At 55.5% G+C, this 17,015-nt stretch carries 12 protein-coding genes; 1 reads left to right on the forward strand and 11 read right to left on the reverse strand.

Going from position 1 to position 17,015, the window contains the following annotated elements; translation table 11 throughout:
- Positions 1 to 24 precede the first annotated feature (24 nt).
- From HDF15_RS15740 to HDF15_RS15770, 7 genes are all read right to left on the reverse strand, one after another.
- Positions 25 to 1,959: a DUF3732 domain-containing protein gene (locus tag HDF15_RS15740; RefSeq protein WP_184257192.1), complete on the reverse strand. Its 1,935-nt coding sequence runs from the start codon at positions 1,957 to 1,959 to the stop codon at positions 25 to 27.
- Positions 1,956 to 2,456 carry a three component ABC system middle component gene (locus HDF15_RS15745; RefSeq protein ID WP_184257194.1) on the reverse strand — a complete coding sequence of 167 codons (501 nt, stop codon included), beginning with the start codon at positions 2,454 to 2,456 and terminating at the stop codon, positions 1,956 to 1,958. Before HDF15_RS15745 ends, HDF15_RS15740 begins: the two co-directional genes overlap by 4 nt.
- Positions 2,456 to 3,655, reverse strand: coding sequence for an ABC-three component system protein (locus tag HDF15_RS15750; protein ID WP_184257196.1), 1,200 nt, complete (start codon positions 3,653 to 3,655; stop codon positions 2,456 to 2,458). The genes HDF15_RS15745 and HDF15_RS15750 overlap by 1 nt, the downstream gene beginning before the upstream one ends.
- A 583-nt stretch (positions 3,656 to 4,238) precedes the next feature.
- Positions 4,239 to 5,141 carry a YiiX/YebB-like N1pC/P60 family cysteine hydrolase gene (locus HDF15_RS15755; RefSeq protein WP_184257198.1) on the reverse strand — a complete coding sequence of 301 codons (903 nt, stop codon included), beginning with the start codon at positions 5,139 to 5,141 and terminating at the stop codon, positions 4,239 to 4,241.
- A 207-nt stretch (positions 5,142 to 5,348) separates the two neighbouring features.
- Positions 5,349 to 5,948 carry a DUF6988 family protein gene (locus HDF15_RS15760; RefSeq protein WP_221314452.1) on the reverse strand — a complete coding sequence of 200 codons (600 nt, stop codon included), beginning with the start codon at positions 5,946 to 5,948 and terminating at the stop codon, positions 5,349 to 5,351.
- Positions 5,949 to 6,033: 85 nt separating this feature from the next.
- Complete coding sequence (locus tag HDF15_RS15765; protein ID WP_184257202.1) at positions 6,034 to 7,791, reverse strand: UvrD-helicase domain-containing protein; 1,758 nt, start codon at positions 7,789 to 7,791, stop codon at positions 6,034 to 6,036.
- On the reverse strand, positions 7,788 to 9,587 hold the full coding sequence (locus HDF15_RS15770; RefSeq protein WP_184257204.1) for an AAA family ATPase: 1,800 nt from the start codon (positions 9,585 to 9,587) through the stop codon (positions 7,788 to 7,790). The genes HDF15_RS15765 and HDF15_RS15770 overlap by 4 nt, the downstream gene beginning before the upstream one ends.
- Before the next feature lie 182 nt (positions 9,588 to 9,769).
- On the opposite strand from HDF15_RS15770, the gene HDF15_RS15775 reads away from it, so the two are divergent.
- Positions 9,770 to 10,822 carry a TOPRIM nucleotidyl transferase/hydrolase domain-containing protein gene (locus tag HDF15_RS15775; RefSeq protein WP_184257206.1) on the forward strand — a complete coding sequence of 351 codons (1,053 nt, stop codon included), beginning with the start codon at positions 9,770 to 9,772 and terminating at the stop codon, positions 10,820 to 10,822.
- A 98-nt stretch (positions 10,823 to 10,920) separates the two neighbouring features.
- On the opposite strand, the gene HDF15_RS15780 is transcribed toward HDF15_RS15775, so the two are convergent.
- The 4 genes from HDF15_RS15780 to HDF15_RS15795 are packed head-to-tail and all read right to left on the reverse strand — an operon-like array spanning position 10,921 to position 16,960.
- Positions 10,921 to 11,214 (reverse strand): hypothetical protein, encoded by a 294-nt coding sequence (locus HDF15_RS15780; protein ID WP_184257208.1) that lies wholly within the window; start codon positions 11,212 to 11,214, stop codon positions 10,921 to 10,923.
- Positions 11,201 to 14,428 (reverse strand): DNA polymerase III subunit alpha, encoded by a 3,228-nt coding sequence (locus tag HDF15_RS15785; protein WP_184257209.1) that lies wholly within the window; start codon positions 14,426 to 14,428, stop codon positions 11,201 to 11,203. Before HDF15_RS15785 ends, HDF15_RS15780 begins: the two co-directional genes overlap by 14 nt.
- Entirely contained in the window at positions 14,421 to 15,932 is a 1,512-nt protein-coding gene (locus tag HDF15_RS15790; protein WP_184257211.1) for a DNA polymerase Y family protein, read from the reverse strand. Before HDF15_RS15790 ends, HDF15_RS15785 begins: the two co-directional genes overlap by 8 nt.
- On the reverse strand, positions 15,929 to 16,960 hold the full coding sequence (locus tag HDF15_RS15795) for a recombinase RecA (RefSeq protein WP_184257213.1): 1,032 nt from the start codon (positions 16,958 to 16,960) through the stop codon (positions 15,929 to 15,931). The genes HDF15_RS15790 and HDF15_RS15795 overlap by 4 nt, the downstream gene beginning before the upstream one ends.
- Positions 16,961 to 17,015 lie beyond the last annotated feature (55 nt).

A 17,015-nucleotide genomic window follows, 5' to 3' on the forward strand; every position in this document is an offset into this window, starting at 1 on the left:
TTCTTGGATTCGCAACGGACGCATTCACACGAACCAAGCCTCTGGAACAAGCTTTTCATTCCCCCGCCACCTGGCGATTACTGATTGCGAGAACCAGTCTGACTTCAGGTCTGCATGATCCATAACGATCACCTGCAGTTCAGGAGCAATCTCCTGCGCCACATCGTAGATCAGCTTGAAGAGCTCGGTGACTGCTGTTTGGTCCTCGTTTGCCAAGGCCTCGATCGATCCCTCAACATCCTTCTCCGGAGGGTAGTGTGCTTGCGATGGCTGATCCAAGAAAAGAAAGCCTGGGACAGGCCTGCCTTTCTGCCGAAACCACCGGTGAAGCGCTAGATGCGCGAGCACGTGGTAACCGACCCAGTTCTCTCCGCTGCCCATGCGGAACAAAGGTACAGGGCCACTAAGAGTGTCCGCGATAACCGTTAGGTTACGAATGTCGAGCCTGAGCTGGCTTCCGCGATGTTCAAGATCGAGACGGCCAGAATAATCCGTCATATAACGTCCCACAAAATTCAGGAAAGTGTCCAACCTCTCGCGTGCGGCTTCGGGATCGAGCTCACTTTCGAGGACAGACACTCGGCTGCGTGCAAGGTCGAGTTGTCCTCGCAAAGGGACGCTAGTGTCTGAAGTGCTGATGGATTCCACATACTGCAAGATCTTTCCTACGGTTCTCGCTTGCAGAACATATGCGTCCTGCTGCGTCCTGAGGATTTCGTTCTCCCGAACCCTCGCAGCGATGCGTTGTTGATTCTCTTGCAATCGCTCCTGAATGAGGTTTGACTCGCCCTCCAGCGATGCTAGACGCTGAAGGAGGCGTGGATTTTCAGCTTCTACTGTCTCAAGTTGAAGGCTCAAGGTACGCAAGGCATCACTGATTTGGTTCGCTGTCGGCACCGGTTCAGCGAGATGGCTCTTGCACACAGGACATTCTGTGTGGGCTCCGTCTCCGTCGATGAGACCGACTGAACTCAACCTTGCCCGTTGCTCCTTAGCCTCGCGCTCGTAGCCGTTTGACTCAGTCGTGAAATTGCGAGTTGAGCGAATTTCTGAGTTGACTTGCTCAAGCTCATTGCGAAGACCCTGCCGCTCCGCGCGCAAGCCAGCGAGAATCTCGTTCTCATCGGCAATTACCATCTCGTCGCGGAGGACGGACTCAGTCGCGGCACGCTTGAGGAGTTCCAAAGTGGCTTCGTAGGTGGTCGCCGTGACCCTATCGTCAATGAGCCCAATCCCTTTGGCCTCGTCAACCAAAGCACGGGCACGTGGAAAGCTGTTGATATCGACCACCTCCACATCCCTGAGTTGACGCTCCAGAATCCGCAGCTCGCGTCGCGCTTGCTCAAGCCGCGCCTGCTTCAGGAGATGATCTTCGTCATATGCCCCAAGAAAATACGGCAGCGTGTCTTTGATCGCAGTGCCCATAAAGTCTTCGCCCTGGCGATGAAAAAGCCGTTGTTTGCTGTCAATATCGTTCTGGTCTTGAATGCAGAACAAAAGGGCATGACGGAAGTTCGCTTCTAGCGGCGGTCGTGTAAAGCCCTCTGGACGGTTCTCGTTCTCGCATATCCCTATCGCAGCGCCCAAGAACTTCTCTAGCGCGCTGACGGTTGTGTTTTTCACGAGCCTGTCCATGCTGGGTATCCCAATGGACGTCCCACGTTCGAGGTAGACGTCTGCGTGGGTTCGCTCTCCTACCACTGGATTTCGCCGCGCCACGAGGATCTGCCCCTCCCCTAGTTGGAAGAGAACGGCGTACCAGGCTACGTACTCTCGGATTTTGCCATCTGCTACAAGGCATTCGCTCCGCCCGGTGCAGTAGTCGACTATATCGACAATGGCAGATTTGCCCGTCTTAGAAGCACCTGTGATGATGTTCAGGCGACCGATGACGAAATCGAGTTCTCGGGTTAGGCCCTGTTTGTTGTAGAGAACAATCTTGACGATCTGCAGACTCATGGTGCGATACCCCATGCGGAGAAAATGTTGGCTGGGGCTCCGGATGTCGCGAACCATCTGCCCAGGAATCCAGAGCGTTCTACACACTCATTCGCTTCATCGGTAAAGAGAGGAGTCCGTTTGACGGTCACAGACTTTCGCTTCTTTCCGACAGCAATACTTCCGTTATCCGAGATCTGAAGAATCTCGCTTTGAAGACCAAAGAGGATTGATTCGCGCGTCATTTCGCGTAGTTGCTGTACGCGCTCTGAAAAGCCAACGAGACTTTCCCGATGATCTTGCACCCAAGGCAAGAGCGCTGTGAGGGTGGTTTTCGGCAGAGATTTACGAGTGTTCTCGTGCAACACAATCGGCAGAAGCAAGAACGTCGCTGCGAATGGCAAAGCGGACTTAGTCTTCTCGTTGTAATGGTGGACCGCTTCAGCAATCAGCGTCACCCCGAAAGCCGGATTGAATAGGTATGCGACCTCAACTACCCGATCGTTCCACGCGCGCACTATTTCTTCTCCTTGTCACCAGCTGCCTGTGCAGCGTTGTCGTAGTCCGGATGCCAACCGATAGTGTTCCGGTTTGCAAGGATGTGGAAGCTTCCGTGCGTCAAAAATCGTTCCTTCACTGTTCGGAGAGGAAAGTCAGCGTCCTGTTCTGCCCATTTGAAGATCTTCTGGCCACCGGCTATTTTGTCTTCTGTAGAACACGGATTGGGGAGACTGTCTACGACGCTGGAGAAGCGAGGCTCCCAAGCCTCTTTGAGCTCTTGTTCATATAGATCAAGCTCCTGACTGGGCAATAATTCCTGACGCAGCCAGCGTGAGCGCTGCTCAGATGCACGGTAGTAGTCGCGAATAGCATATTCGATTCGCGGACCGCCAATCTCGATTTTTCGTAGCTGCTGTACGAACGGACGATCGTCAAGAGCAGCAATCACATCCGCAGACGGTACAGTCGACTTGAAATCGACGGGGAGAGCCTTTCGCTTAAATTCTTCCCTAAGTTCGTCAATTCTTTGATCGATCGCGAGCACCGGTATTGATTGCTTTTTCACCATCGCGGTAATAACCGTGCCAAACCACCAACCCTCTAAACGTTCAACAAAGTTGCCGATTTGCTCTTTCGGTGCAGCATGATAAAGCGTCTGCCTGATGTCCTCGACTACGTCCAGGATGTCTGGCGCGTTATCCAAGACCGTGATCGCTCGCAGGAGGCTTAGCCGTACTTCTTCAGACAGGCTCTTGTAGACGGCGTAGGCATTCTGTTTGTCCACTGCAACCGAAGTGTCCGCAGCGCTAAGTAGGAGTTCATCGGCCTTGGCCTCATCGCGCTCTCCTTCGAACGGGCGCAGATAGAACGCAGCCGAACCTGCCGGAGCCGTGCCCGTCGTCAAGAGAACAAACTTTGTTCGGAATGGTGCTTCGACATCTGCCTTCGCAATCTTGGCCCAAATCAGTAGGGTCTTCCAAAGATCACTACTCGCATCTGTCAAATTGCCGGTCTTACCGATGTGATGCTTTGTCTGGATCATTTCGGCGGGGGTTCCGCTTTGATCGAAAGCAACATCGTCGAACCGTTCCACCGAAATGCTTAGATCGGGGTTTGTTGGAATGGCCTTGAGCGCAGATAACAGGGCGATGCGGCACTGATAGAGGTAGCCAGCCGCCGATGCACTGGCTTCGTGCCCATTGTTCCTTCCCGCCATACGAGCTCTCCGAGGCGATACCGAACTGCTTTTCCTGAAGGGACAATCATAACCGGTCGGCATCTGCAACCCCGGAGTTAATGCATATTAAATAACCCAGCGGGCCTTAACTATCCTCAGATTGAACAGTCCCTGGCCGCGGACTCTAGAGCAATTCGGCCCAGGCCGATAGCACTCGGATGAGCCCGTTCATGCACAGTTAGATGGAAAGCAGGAGAAAGGGATCTCCAGACGACCGACGGATACGCACGCAGTCCTTACAGAGGCGGAACGTATCGACCCCACCAGCGGGACGAAAGGGCTGCGGTAGATAATGATCACTGGCTGGGCTGTCGCCGCAAATCGAACAGACGTCCAGGCTACACGTCCTCACGATCACAGCCTGCACCATCGCTGCCTGGGGTGGGTCCCAAACTTGCAACGCCTCAAACCACTCTGGCGTGTGCGGGGTTAAGTGAGTTATCGCTTGCTTTTCGAGAAGGCCTTTTTCCTCAAGCCAAGCGGTGGCCACTTCGACTCGCTGACGGTGCAGGGTCGCTAGTCGCTCATAGAGCTCCAGCTTCATTTGAAAGTATTTGAGTCTCTAATCGGTGGATAGAACCCTATAACCACCACGATTCACAACATAACGGTTGGGACCGGCCCCCTCGCTTCGTAGAAGATCCCTGCAGTAGCCTTCAAGACCACCCTCGGACTCGCGCTGCATGATGCGCAAATCGTATTGCCAAGGATTCTTTTCTTTCTCTATCTGCCAGATTGAGAGGTAGCCTGAATCCACCAGAAGCTGAGAGAACTCTGTGTCCTTCTCGGGGTGATGGGCTAGATAAAAGTCAAGATCGTTCAAGTTTTGTATGCCGGCGTCGCTCTTTCGAGCGCCGTCCAGCAATGCGTTTGTGGCATCGCGCATCAGTTGGGGAATGTCAGCCCGAGACTTGAAGAACTGAATTTCCGCATCCCCCACCGAAATCGTCACATTGGGAATTGCTTCGAGAAGTTTGCTTCGCTGAAGATCGGCGGGAGAACAATAGTTCGGATCGTTAACCAACTGGATTCCCGCCGACGAAAAGGCTTGAGCAATCAGACGCGAGCAAAATTGCTTGGTCGACCAGTCCTTCCGGCTTCCAACTACTGTCCTTACCGCTTCGCGCACTGAATATTCAGTGCCTATGTGACTGCGGACGAAAGTGAGGACGTCGGTCAACTCAGTGGTAGTGATGCGGGCGCGAAGACGGAGCGCGTAGACCGAGCATTCCTCTTCAAAATGCAGTCTTTGAGTATTGCGGGAGTGGACTCCCTCATCGGTTGCGTCGATGACGGAATAGTCCTCGGCATAGATCAGTGCATGAGAGATGTCGCTCCGGGTCGCAACTCTGATGGTTTTGCTAACGGCGGCCGTCGCTGTCGTTAGTATGATGTCCCCGGGAAGAAGCGCGGCTTCATTTAGGCGCTTGTAGCTGCGGGTTGGTTCGTCTCTCGCCATATTCATGACCTACGATAGCTCCGAACTGTAATGGCTAGATCGGCCACGGATGCTCTTCGTGTCCCTGAACACATGCCTCCCGAGAGCAAAAAACCACGTCTGACAATGGTCACACCAAGGCGGGCCAGTGTCACCAAGACCAAGTCCGCATGCGGCGCAAAACGTTTTCGTTCTCGTAAATATGGCGGTAGAGCTAAAAACGAGAATGATCGTCTATCCCTCAATGGCTGCTGGAATTGCAAAAAGCTCGCTGTAGCGGGTCATTAGCGCCTCCGACCGGGGCTCCTGCTCGGGCTGTTTCCCGTCGACGATCTGGCACCAAGCCACTGCGAGCATAACGACGAACGATGTCGTTGAGTTCACCACCTCTAACTTTGCGCCATCGTCGTAAGTGGCTTTGATGTTGCCTTCTGCATCGAACCGCCGTCCAAGCTGCTCAAGTCCACCGTGCGTAAATCCGTGCAGCGATTTGATGAAAGGCTTGACGATCGTAAACAAGCCCCCTGTGTAGCTCATTCGCTTTTCCACCTCATCTGCCATGTTGGGCAGGGGAGGATATGGACTCTCGCCCTTCCGAATCGCTTCTAGGTGATGCGGCGCGGCGCAGAAATGAACCCAGAAGGCGCGATAGATCGCATCAATCAAGGGACGAACTAGCGCAAATGCGCTTCCGTCGAAACGGCCCGTCCGAAGAAGAGTAAGAATTGCTCCGTGATGTTCCACGACAAGCGAAAAGAGCGCAACGATGATTGTCTTTTGGTCAGTGTCGAGTAAGAGTTCCTGCGGTACCGTATCCAAAACGAAATTGTGCATTGCTTCTGCGGTCTCAACGCGCGAGAGAACTTCTTTTGATACGGCAGGCGTATATGTAGGCATCGTGGCGAGGCTATCACGTTCGCTAAACGTCGTAGGCGGACTGCAGGTTGTATGCGTCCATAATCGGGCAGCCAGGCCACACCTGCTGGACCATAAGTGTATGTACTTTCGCCCTCGTGACAGCCACCATGAGAATCTTGCGGCTCCGACGATAAGGCGTTTTGTCTCCGCGCCATACAAGGTTTGAGACCATCGTCTGACCGTTGTGCGTCTCGCGCCGCAACACCAATACGCCGTCGAACTGCTTTCCCTTGGCTTTATGAACTGTCATGACTTGGATTCCGTCCGGGTCATCCAACCCATCGAGAATTAGATCCTGTGTCAGAGCAGAGTCAAGCGCATCGCGAGCCCGAAGATACGTTCCCGTCGCACTCCACGCGGTCGAGAGGTTCGCGCTGATGCGTTTTCCCCTATTGAATGCGACAAGGTAATCGAGATGCTGCGCGACTTGGATGAGCAGCGAATCACCCGAAGCCCGCAACGTTTGCTTCACCAATATCCAATCGTTGGCGGGATTCCCCGAGAACGCATTCGTGGTCAGAGCTGACAGGACAATGCGCAGGGCCCTCACTTGGCCGGCAGCGCTTATGGTCCCGGCCAGACATTTCGTCGCCCATGCGACGAGTTGTTTCACGGTAGTGTTCGAGCCCGACGCCCTCTTTACATCAGCGAGGAGCATCAAGGCTTCAACGACCTGTTTGACCTCAATAATCCCGTCCCGAGGCTCCAGCAAAAACGCAGCAAAGCGTGCCGCGAGACGTGCCTCATCCTCATCGAACATCAGCTTGTGTGCCACGGGTTTCTCCCCGCTATTCAGTCCCACTGACACCTTCGCCGCTTCAATACCTGAGGGAACGAGTATCGCTATCGTCTTCGGCCAGCGTTCGGCATCCTTTCTCACAGCACGTTTGAGCAAGCCGAGCGCACGTCGCAGCGTAGGACCTAACGGTGTTGCCCTATTGAACGCCAAGGACGACACTCCCTTGTATCCACCAGCCTTCGCTTTTCCCGAAAGGATATCGCGGCCAAAGTCAGCGATTTCCGAGCCGGGGCTCCGCATATTTTCCGATCCCAGCTCAACTTCGATCGGATGAAGCGCGGCCTTAATCGCGTCGATCCGCTCGGGGCCAATGCCCGGCAGATGGTCGAAGATTTGTTGTTCGAGATCGGCCAAACAAATCACGCGCACTAACGGTGCGAGTAGTTCGATGCACCGCCATGCGTCGGGCCCCGTGTCTTGCGCTTCATCCACGATGATGACAGGAAACCGTTCGGCGAGAAGCCTGCGAATCAGCACGCTTTCCTCCAGAAGTGCTGCCGCCTTCGGCGCGAAAAGATCGAACGCAACCAGACCTTCTTCGGCGAAGAGGCGTTCGCGTTCCTTGAGCCAAGCAGCCCACTTCTTCTCATCCTTATCGCCACGCGCGCCTTCGTTTCGTACACGCTCATCCTGTGGCATGAGAATGCGAATCGGCCTGGGCGTTCCGAGCAGGTACGAATGCGTCTTTAGCAGTTCCCAAAAGAAGGAGTGGAATGTCTGCACGTTAAGCAGCTTTCGACCATCTTTGTCGAGTTGAAGACGAGAAGCCTCAACTACGCGCGCAACGGCAGCGCGCGAAAAGCTCAGGAACAAGATGGACTGCCCCGGAAGCAAACCTTGCTGAATACACAGCAGGGCCTTTTTCAGCGCGATAGTCGTCTTCCCGCTACCCGGCCCGCCCGTCACCAGAGCATGCCCATTGCAATCCAGCAGCTTTTGTCTTTCGGCGCAGATTTTCATGGCGTGTTGTTTTGTGTTGGTGCTGACGGCTTCGGGTTAGGCGGGTGAAAGTAGCCGTAGACCTTATTCAGAAAGCCAACCGCTGTGGCAGGTAGATCGTTCGCCTTGCTGCCTTCCAGAAGTCTCATCGCCCAGCCAGCCCCCTTTGCTGACGAAAGAAGCGCAATACAGAGCTTTTGAATAGCAGCGTCGTCAGTAGGTATTGTCGCCGGCACTTTATATTGCGTCGTGTCGAGTCCGTTATCGAGGAGTTCTTGCAAGAAGGCGCGAATTCGTGACGCCGGAACCTCGTTGGCGATCAACGACTCAAAGCCCTTGTACGGGTGTTCTTCGTCCACATCGAGCGACGACGTGAACTTTGCCTTCTCCACCGTAGTCCGCTTCTTAAAATCATAAAACCCGAACGTCTTGATACCGAGCGCTTGAAAGAAGGTAGCGAACTTTGGAATCTGACCATCGCTCTCTGCGTCGAAGACAGTCACGCCGGCCAAATCCAGCGGGTTAAGAGTAGCGTCCTGTTCTTCCATACGACGGGCTAAGGCTGTTAGGGCGTGGGATTCTGTCACGCCTTCGACGAGGATCACGCCTTGCCCTAGCATGCACTCCGCGAGACCTCGCCGGACGTAACGCTTGTAATCGTTCTCCTTCAATCCCGTCGCATCGACGACGCACGTCGCTTGAAGCGGCATGCCCGCGACCCTTGTAAGCAAATATGTATTGTTCGCGGTAAAGCGTTCGATGACATACGGCGAGTGTGATGTCACAAAGGTTTGCGTGGTGTGGTTGAGCAGGTACTCGGCTATGCGTCGCTGTGTATGCGGCTGTACCGCAATCTCGGGCTCCTCCATTGCGAAGATCACGCAATCAGGCTTCAATTCTGCGATGAATGAGAGCAACGCGAGCACCAGAGTATTCAAAGTTCCCGTCCCGGCCTGTTGAAATGGCACGGCCTCCTGGTCGTCGCGCAAGGCCAGAAAGAAAGACATTGTCTTCCGAAGATGTTCGCGTGTGAGCTGCGTGATAAACAGCTTCGTCTTGCGTCCCGGTTTTGTCGTCGACACATAGTTCGATAGCTTGTCCTCGATTGCCGTCAAAACGGGCTCCAACTCGATAGCATCTTTCTCGATATCGAGCTGTTTGAGCCGCGCTATCGCTTGCTCCCAGAGACCGGTCCTCACTTTTTGAAGTCGTAGAAGAATATCCAAAAGAGAGCCGCGCTCAAGACTGAGCGCACGACTCCCGGTCCGCAGAGCACGCAGATAAAGAAAGCCAAACAGCCGCTTGATATGGCGTTGAACCTCTTGCTTCTCTCCGTCGATGGCGTCTGGACTATGTGTGTAGTAGGTACGGGCGCTGAACTCGTCCTCTTCAGGGTCGTATTGGCCTAATGTCTCCAGCCGCAGACATGGGATAGCAATCCCTGGAATCGCAGCCTTGACTTCACCTTCATCCAAAACGCGCTTCTCCGCTACATGCCAGAATTCAAGGTTCTTCGCACACCGTTTCTCGACCTCCGGACTGAGTTCGATCAAAAGAACCTCAATGCGCATTTCAACCGGCTTTGGGTCCTCGCCCTCGGCCGCAGGCGGTTCCAAATATTTGCCGTTGTAGAAGTCCCATTCTTCGATTGGCGGAAAACGAGAAAGTCGGTCAGGGCCGAGTACCAGATCGAGTGCCTCGCAGATCGTACTCTTTCCGACGTTATTGCCACCAAGCAGCAAAGCATGACCATCGAACTTCAGTTCAGCCGACTCGATGCCCCGGAAATTCTTGATTCTCAGTTGGACAACCTTCACGTTTTGTGCCTCTTAATCCTTGATTAAGGATGATACAGACCGCCCCCGTGCTTGCGATGAGACCGATAGCACCGCGGTGACGAAGCGGAAGCCTTGCGGCTCGTGCGCCGCACGACTCTGACTTCCATTGGCGTCCATTCAGGCCGATAATTCCAGATAGAGACGTTTCTAGTCAGGAATTAATGCCCAGCCTCTTCGAACTGAAAACAGAATACGAAACTCTTGTGAATCTGCCGGCCGATGCGAGCGCCGCAGCGAAGCGGAAACGTGGCTTTGCGTTCGAACGACTATTGAAGAAGCTTTTTACTCTCGACGATCTTGATCCACGCGGAGGCTACAGGCCTGAAGGAGAACAGATCGACGGCTCAATCTATCTCGACGGTCGAGTCTATCTTTTGGAAGCCAAGTGGCACGCCGAACCTTTACCCGCCTCGACCCTCTATCAGTTCAAGGGCAAGGTCGATGGCAAGCTCGCCGGTACGCTCGGCATTTTCATCTCCATGTCGGGGTACGCTGAGGACGCTATTGACGCGCTGACTCTAGGCAAGGGGCTCAATGTGATCTTGCTTGATAGCAAAGATGTGGATGCTGCAATCTCGCGTGGCTTCGGCATTAAGAAAGTGCTAAAGCTCAAGCTCCGCAAAGCTGCGGAAGAAGGCGCGATCTATTTCCCGCTCGAAGGCGAACTCGTCACAGCCACACAAACGCGGGTCGTCGAAATTGACGCTCTGCACTTTGACCGTGTCACGGGCAGCGTGGTCGAAAGTCAGCCCGCAGCACCCGCAAGCGCCGACCTTCTCATCGTCTGCGAAGGAGATTCTGACCGCGTCATCATCTCAACCTTCGCAGAGCGCATTCTCGCACGAGCTGAATCTCCCCGCTCGATCAAGATTCTGACAGCAATGGGAAAGGTGACCATCCCACGGGTAGCGAACGCGCTTTGGAATACCTTCCATTCCGAATCGAAGTTATTGATCGTGACGGACGGTGACAACGATCCAGTCGGCACCGCAACCATGCTCGCCAATGGATTGGAATTCGCGGATTGGGTGTCAGCGATCCCAAATCCCACGATAGAAACGTGGCTCGGGCTCGACATGGTGACGTTACGCCGCGCGGGCAGTCGGTATCGACTTGAGCATTCCCGCGAGGTCGCCCAACAGCTTGATATCGAAGAACTGAGGACACGAGACGTGCAATTCGCTCGCTTTTACGACGCAATCCTCGGGCGCTGAACGGGCTAGATAGCGGGCACGGAATGCAATACTTGAACTGCCCGCCAAGGGGCTTCGTAACAGCCTCGATCGAGCCCGCGACTTTGCATAAGACGTGTCTATTTAGGTGAATCCTCGTCCGTAGCCACGTACCAAGGAACTTTCTTGCACTGAAATAGGTCTGGATATCGAGTGGTGAGGAATGTAAGCATTCTCTTCGCAACACGCGCACTATGCTCGACCTCCTTCTCCCATTCCTCACCGGCTAGTCCATCGCTGTGTGTCGCTTCCCACCGGATCGTCCGCATTCCAAGAATGAGTCCAGCCGTGATCACCAACGCAGGCCCGAGCTTCTGCTGATCGACTTCATTCCGATAACCACCGACTTGACCGCCCGGTTTAGTGAAAGTCATGTGACTCCACCTTCAGACAGCCAGCGGGGCTTTCTACCGATAGTTCATAGATTGAACGCGCCATCACGTGAATGATCGGCCCTTCTTTCTGAATCGGTCCTTCCACTCCAATGAACTTAGCCTGCTGAATCACTCGACGATTCTGCTCAAAGAAATCGGGCGCGACAAAGATTCTAAATTCGCCCGTCTCGTCCGCTACACCAATGAAGACGACGCCCGATGCTGTACCTGGACGTTGCTTCACGAAGGCCAGCCCTGCTGTTTTTACCCACGCACCGTCGGCACAGTTTGCGAGGTCAGCCGCCCGTAGGTAACCCTTGCGATGCAACTCCTGCCTTCGGAACCACATGGGGTGCGGGCCAGTAGTGACACTGCTGACGGCGTAGTCCGCGACCAGCCGCTCTTCTGGAGTCATTGCCGCCAATGGAGATTCGCCTGGTTCCTCACTAAGCCATTGGCTCTGCTGCATGAGCAACGGTCCTTCCGGCTTTCCCGCACGTTCGACCTGCCACAGGGCATCGCGACGGTGTTGCACACCATCGAGCGTGTTGAGTGCGCCGATATTCGCGAGGAGCGCCAGTTCCTTTCGGTTGAGTTGCGGCACGCGCAGCACGAGATCATCTACCGATGCATACCGGTTGAGCACACGGCTTCTGACAATCGCTTCGGCACACTGACCACGTAGCCCTCTCACGTAGCCGAGTCCGAGACGAAGCGATAACGACTGGTCGTCTTCGTGCTCAACCGTGCAAGGCCAATCGGACACTTGTATGTCGATAGGCTTCACGCGTAATCCATGCCGACGCGCATCTTCAATGAGAACCGAGGGACTGTAGAAGCCCATCGGCTGGTTATTTAATATGGCGCACGTAAACGCCGCGAGATATTTGACCTTGATATAGGCCGAGGCATACGCGATCAAAGCAAAGCTGGCAGCATGACTTTCTGGGAATCCGTAAAGCGCAAACGAGCTGATGTTCTGAATGATCGTCTCTTGCGTCGCAGCATCCAGACCGTTTGACGTCATGCCAGCACGCAACCGTCCTTCGAGGTTTTTCATGCGTTCCCAGGACCGCCGCATACCCACCGCACGGCGAAGCTCTTCTGCTTCCGATCCTGAGAAGTTAGCGACCACCATCGCCATCCGCAGCAGTTGTTCTTGAAACAGCGGGACACCTAATGTCCGTTTGAGTGTTGATTCCAGGGAAGGGTGAGGATAGGTCACCTCTTCCTTCTTCTGGCGACGACGCATGTAGGGGTGCATCATCTTGCCAACGATCGGCCCTGGCCGAATGATGGCGACCTGCACGACGAGATCATAAAACTTTTCTGGGCGATTCTTGGGTAAGGATGATTTTTGCGCCTGGCTTTCCACTTGAAACATGCCGATGGTGTCGGCAAGTTGCAGCGTTCGATAGACCCCTTCATCTTCCGGCAATTGCGCGAGATCGAGAGTTTCACCGTAGTGTTCAGGGACGAGCGTGAGGCAGTCCTTGAGCACAGCCATCATGCCAAGCCCCAGAAGATCTACCTTGATGATGCCCAGGTTTGCGCAGTCCTCTTTATCCCACTGCACAACGGTTCGACCCGGCATCGACGCCCGCTCCAGAGGGACGACTTTGTCGAGCTGCCCTTGGCAGATCACCATACCGCCCGAGTGCTGTCCGAGGTGCCTTGGAAAGTCCTGTATTCGCATACAGAGTTCGAGATACTTTGCAATGCGCGGATGCTGTACGTCGAAGCCGGCATTCTGAAACGAACGCGCCATCGTATCGTTCGGCCCTTTCCACTCGTAGTTCGCAACCAGGCCTGATAGCCGCTGCAGCGACTCAGGATCGAAGCCCAGGGCTTTGCCAACATCACGTGCTGCGGACTTGCCACGATACGTGATGACGTTCGCCGTCATCGCCGCCCCAAGTTGCCCGTAACGCTCATAGACGTACTGGATGGCTTGCTCGCGCTTCTCTTCAGAAGGCAGGTCAAGATCAATGTCCGGCCATTCGCCTCGGCTTTCGGAGAGAAAGCGCTCGAACAGAAGTTCCATGCCGACCGGATCAATCGCGGTGATTTCGAGCGCATAACAGACGGCGGAATTTGCCGCGCTCCCGCGACCCTGAATCAATATGCCGTACTTCTTGCAGTATTCGACGATGTCCCAGACGATGAGGAAATATCCGGCGAACCCGAGCTTCTCAATCAGCTTGAGTTCATGAGCGACTTGTTTCTTCGCGCGTTCGAGAAGGCCAGCGTCCCTTTTCGGCCCATACCGCCGGGTGACGCCTTCGGCCACACGCTTCGCGAGAAACGAATCCATCGTCTCGCCGTCAGGCACCGGGTAGCGTGGGAACTCATAGCCGAGGTCCGAGAGCTGGAACCCCAGACGCGATGAGAGCTCGACCGTGTTTTCGACGGCCCCCAGAATATCGCGGAACAGCGGCACCATCTTGTCGGCGGAGCGCAGATGCCTTTGGTTATTGAGGGCGAGCAGGCGTCCCGCACGATCAAGTCGCGTGTGATTGCGTATGACCGTGAAGAGGTCGGCAATCTCGCGGTCGTATCGCGTCGCGTAGCGAACACCATTGGTCGCGAGGACCGGCAAGTGCAGCGATTCCGCGATCCGCAATGCCGCTTGATTTCTCCACTCCTGCGTTCTCTCACGGTGACGCTGGACTTCCACGTAGACATTGTTCTGTCCAAAAATCCGCACGAGTCTTTCCACCGACGTACGGCCAGCGATTTCACCGCCGCTCATGAGCGCGGCAGCAAGAGGCCCTTCCTCGCCACCGGTCAGGCAGACCAGGCCACGACTGTACTCTTCGAGGTCGCCGAGCTTTGCGGCCCCTTCCTGCTTTGTCGTCTCACGCATCTTGAAACGCGTAATCAGTTGGCAGAGATTTTGGTAGCCTTCGCGAGTTTCGCAAAGCAGAGGGAGACGTGTTGGTTCGGCAAGGTGCTGATGTGGCAACCACACGGGAGGCGTGATGCGATTGCCCAGGCCGGTAACAGAAACCTCTGCTCCGACGTGCGCCTTAATCCCGTTTTCAGATGCAATCTTATGAAACCGTGCCGAGCCGTAAAACCCGTTACGATCCATCATCGCGATTGCTGGCATTCCAAGCGCGAAGGCACGTTCCGCAAGGCCTTCCGGCTGCGAACCGCCCTCCAGAAACGAGAAAGCGCTGTTGGCGTGGAGTTCGATATAGCTCTCAGTCATAGAGTCCCGCCACCCTCCAGTCTTTCAAGATGAAGTCATGCGATAGACGACAGACCAGCAACGAACTATCCACCGCTTTACCGATAACGTCCCACTGCTCGTTGCCCCAGATCGACTCGTTCCACCAATCTCCTCCCTTGAGCCATGGGCCATAGACCCGTTCGACGGTGTAACGGCGTGAGCGAAAGTGGACCTCGCAGGGTTGGCCTCGATGAATCTCAACTCTCGTTCGCTCCGCGGGTCGAAGAAGACGGAGGCACATGGGGGATGCTGTAGCGGCGGAAGGAGGCTCTGCCGTGGTGATCGAGAAAGGCTCGATATGAAAATCACCGAAACGTCGTGTGTCGTCGAGCACCGCCATACCGACGTTGCCTTCACCGACAATCGCTGTGATCTTTGCCAGCGTCACGTCCAGCCTTCCCGCTTCAGGGAGCTGGGGAGAGAAAAGGCCGAGTTGTACTTTGCTCGTTGCGCCAGGCTCCGCATGAAGATGAACTCCTAGAATCGAAGCATTCGGCGGATGGCCTTCGAGATCGAGTTGCAATAGCTTAAGCCACAGCTTTTTCTCGTTCGTCGGCACACGGGGATTCACAGTGCGTTCGTGCGAGCTTCCGCCATCGAGTCGAAGCGTGATCGTGACCGATGCCAAGGCGAGAACGCGCGAGCGCGCCCGAACGATGAGTTGTTCCAGCATCGTCGAGAGTCCGAACAGTAAAGACTCCAGATCATCAAGCGGCGAATCAAGCTCCGCTTGCTCTTCGAGGACAAAGGGCACGTCGATCGGCTGCAGCAGATGCGGATGCTTGCCGTGCGCCAGCTGTAGAAGCCGCTTCGCATCTTGCCCGAGGCGAGAGATGAGTGATCGTTCCGGCAGTGCCGCTACCGCCGCCACCGATCGAATGCCCCAGGTACGGAAGGTCTCATCCTGAGCTTCGGTGATACCCAAGACCGTCACCGGCAACGGCGCGAGAGTCTTCGCCTCTTCACCGCGCGGCACGACACGCACCGGTACACCACCACTCAGCCCCCTGGCTAGACATACTGCGGTATGCAAGTTGGCGCTAATTGTGACCGAGCCTACGATGCCCACGGAACGGAGACGTTGCCGGATGTGCTTCGCCAGCATCAACGGCGGTCCAAACAGGCCTTCTGTCCCAGCTGCATCCAGGACACACACAAAAAGCCCGTTTATGCTTCGATCTTCGATGCGAGGGGAGAAAGCGCCCGCGCATTCCAAGAGAATCGTGCGAACAGCCGCTTCTATCTTTGGGGAACGCTGCAGCACCATCACGTTCTCAAAGGTTTCGACCTCCACTTTTGTCATTCCATGACGGAGACCGTGAAGTCGGGCTCGCGTGTTCATCGCGCACACTGACTCCGACGGTGGCTCGCCTTCCAACACGACACACGGCTTGTCGTGCAGTTCGGGTCGAAGGCGGAGTAGGGCTTGTGCGGGGAGTTCCCGGACGTAGACGCAGGCGTAGAGCTCCGGTGGACGAGTCATCGCGGGCCTACCCAACTGGCACGATGCGTCCAACGGGCGTCTTGTGCCCTTTGCGGAGGCTTTCGCATCGGCACGACGTTACTGGGCGTTTGCGTGAAACGCTGGCGCATAACTTCAACGTGAGCACTCAGTCCGGTAAAGACCGTTCGCTCCTCGTTGGTGTCTTCCAAAGGCGATAGGCGTAGTTGCAGTTCCGAGCTGCTTTTCGCGCAGGCATATTGCGAAAGCAGAACGATGCTCGCTTGCGTCTGTTCCGCAGCCACGCGATATCGGTGCCAGGTAGACAGGTCGATGCGAGAAACGACCTCGCTTGCAATCTCTCCAAAGTCGAGAATGATCGCGCTGAAGCCACCAGTTTGGATGAGAAGGTCTGCGCAGCGCAGCGCTTGCTCGACTGCGTCATAAGTTCGTCCGCGCCTGGGTGTGCGGACACTGGTCGACGAGGGTCTTAGGTTTGGCTCGAACGTCTGTGGCGTCGGTCGGGGCTTCGAAAAAGGCTCCGCGCACCGAGCCCTTACCGTCTCGTCACTGAGGAACTTGCCTACGGCTGCGGAAAGACCTTTGACCTCATTACGCGGATGCGTTCCGTGGCCTCCGCCGTGAAGCCCTTTCAGCACGGGTTTCGGAGTGAAGCATTCCGGGGGAAGGGTAAACTTCCGCGTCTCCTGTTCAGATACCGTCTCGCTCACACCGCAGCGCACCCATAGAAGACGCCGGAGATCAACTCCCGCTGCGGATGCCGCTGCCGGGTTGAAGGTGTTTGAGGCATCGATCCACGCACACACCTTTTCCGCTGCCGTCACTTGTGACAGGAACGAGAGAGCGAGAGACATTCGCCCTGAGCACACGTCTCCGACCAGTTCGGTCATCGCTCCAACCGGGAACCCCCCTTGAACAAGTTCGTCCAAAGGGCCGATTCCCGTCGGGACTACCGGGCGCACCATGCGTGCGGGGGGCGTCAGCGCAGAGGGGAACCGGTGCGCAAGGGCCGACTCGACTTGGAAACGAATTGTGGAGGAGGATGCCATAGTGAAGGTCTATTCGCCTTATCTTCGCCTATCCTGCTCTGGTCGTGTCAAACGG

Source organism: Granulicella mallensis, from assembly GCF_014203225.1.
In the GTDB taxonomy this organism is placed as follows: domain Bacteria; phylum Acidobacteriota; class Terriglobia; order Terriglobales; family Acidobacteriaceae; genus Granulicella; species Granulicella mallensis_A.

Excerpts from the sequence above, each read along its gene's own strand:
- HDF15_RS15740 (WP_184257192.1), bottom strand. The coding sequence starts at position 1,959 with ATGAGTCTGCAGATCGTCAAGATTGTTCTCTACAACAAACAGGGCCTA.
- HDF15_RS15750 (WP_184257196.1), bottom strand. The coding sequence starts at position 3,655 with ATGGCGGGAAGGAACAATGGGCACGAAGCCAGTGCATCGGCGGCTGGC.
- HDF15_RS15755 (WP_184257198.1), bottom strand. The coding sequence starts at position 5,141 with ATGAATATGGCGAGAGACGAACCAACCCGCAGCTACAAGCGCCTAAAT.
- HDF15_RS15760 (WP_221314452.1), bottom strand. The coding sequence starts at position 5,948 with ATGCACAATTTCGTTTTGGATACGGTACCGCAGGAACTCTTACTCGAC.
- HDF15_RS15765 (WP_184257202.1), bottom strand. The coding sequence starts at position 7,791 with ATGAAAATCTGCGCCGAAAGACAAAAGCTGCTGGATTGCAATGGGCAT.
- HDF15_RS15775 (WP_184257206.1), top strand. The coding sequence starts at position 9,770 with ATGCCCAGCCTCTTCGAACTGAAAACAGAATACGAAACTCTTGTGAAT.
- HDF15_RS15780 (WP_184257208.1), bottom strand. The coding sequence starts at position 11,214 with ATGACTTTCACTAAACCGGGCGGTCAAGTCGGTGGTTATCGGAATGAA.
- HDF15_RS15785 (WP_184257209.1), bottom strand. The coding sequence starts at position 14,428 with ATGACTGAGAGCTATATCGAACTCCACGCCAACAGCGCTTTCTCGTTT.
- HDF15_RS15790 (WP_184257211.1), bottom strand. The coding sequence starts at position 15,932 with ATGACTCGTCCACCGGAGCTCTACGCCTGCGTCTACGTCCGGGAACTC.
- HDF15_RS15795 (WP_184257213.1), bottom strand. The coding sequence starts at position 16,960 with ATGGCATCCTCCTCCACAATTCGTTTCCAAGTCGAGTCGGCCCTTGCG.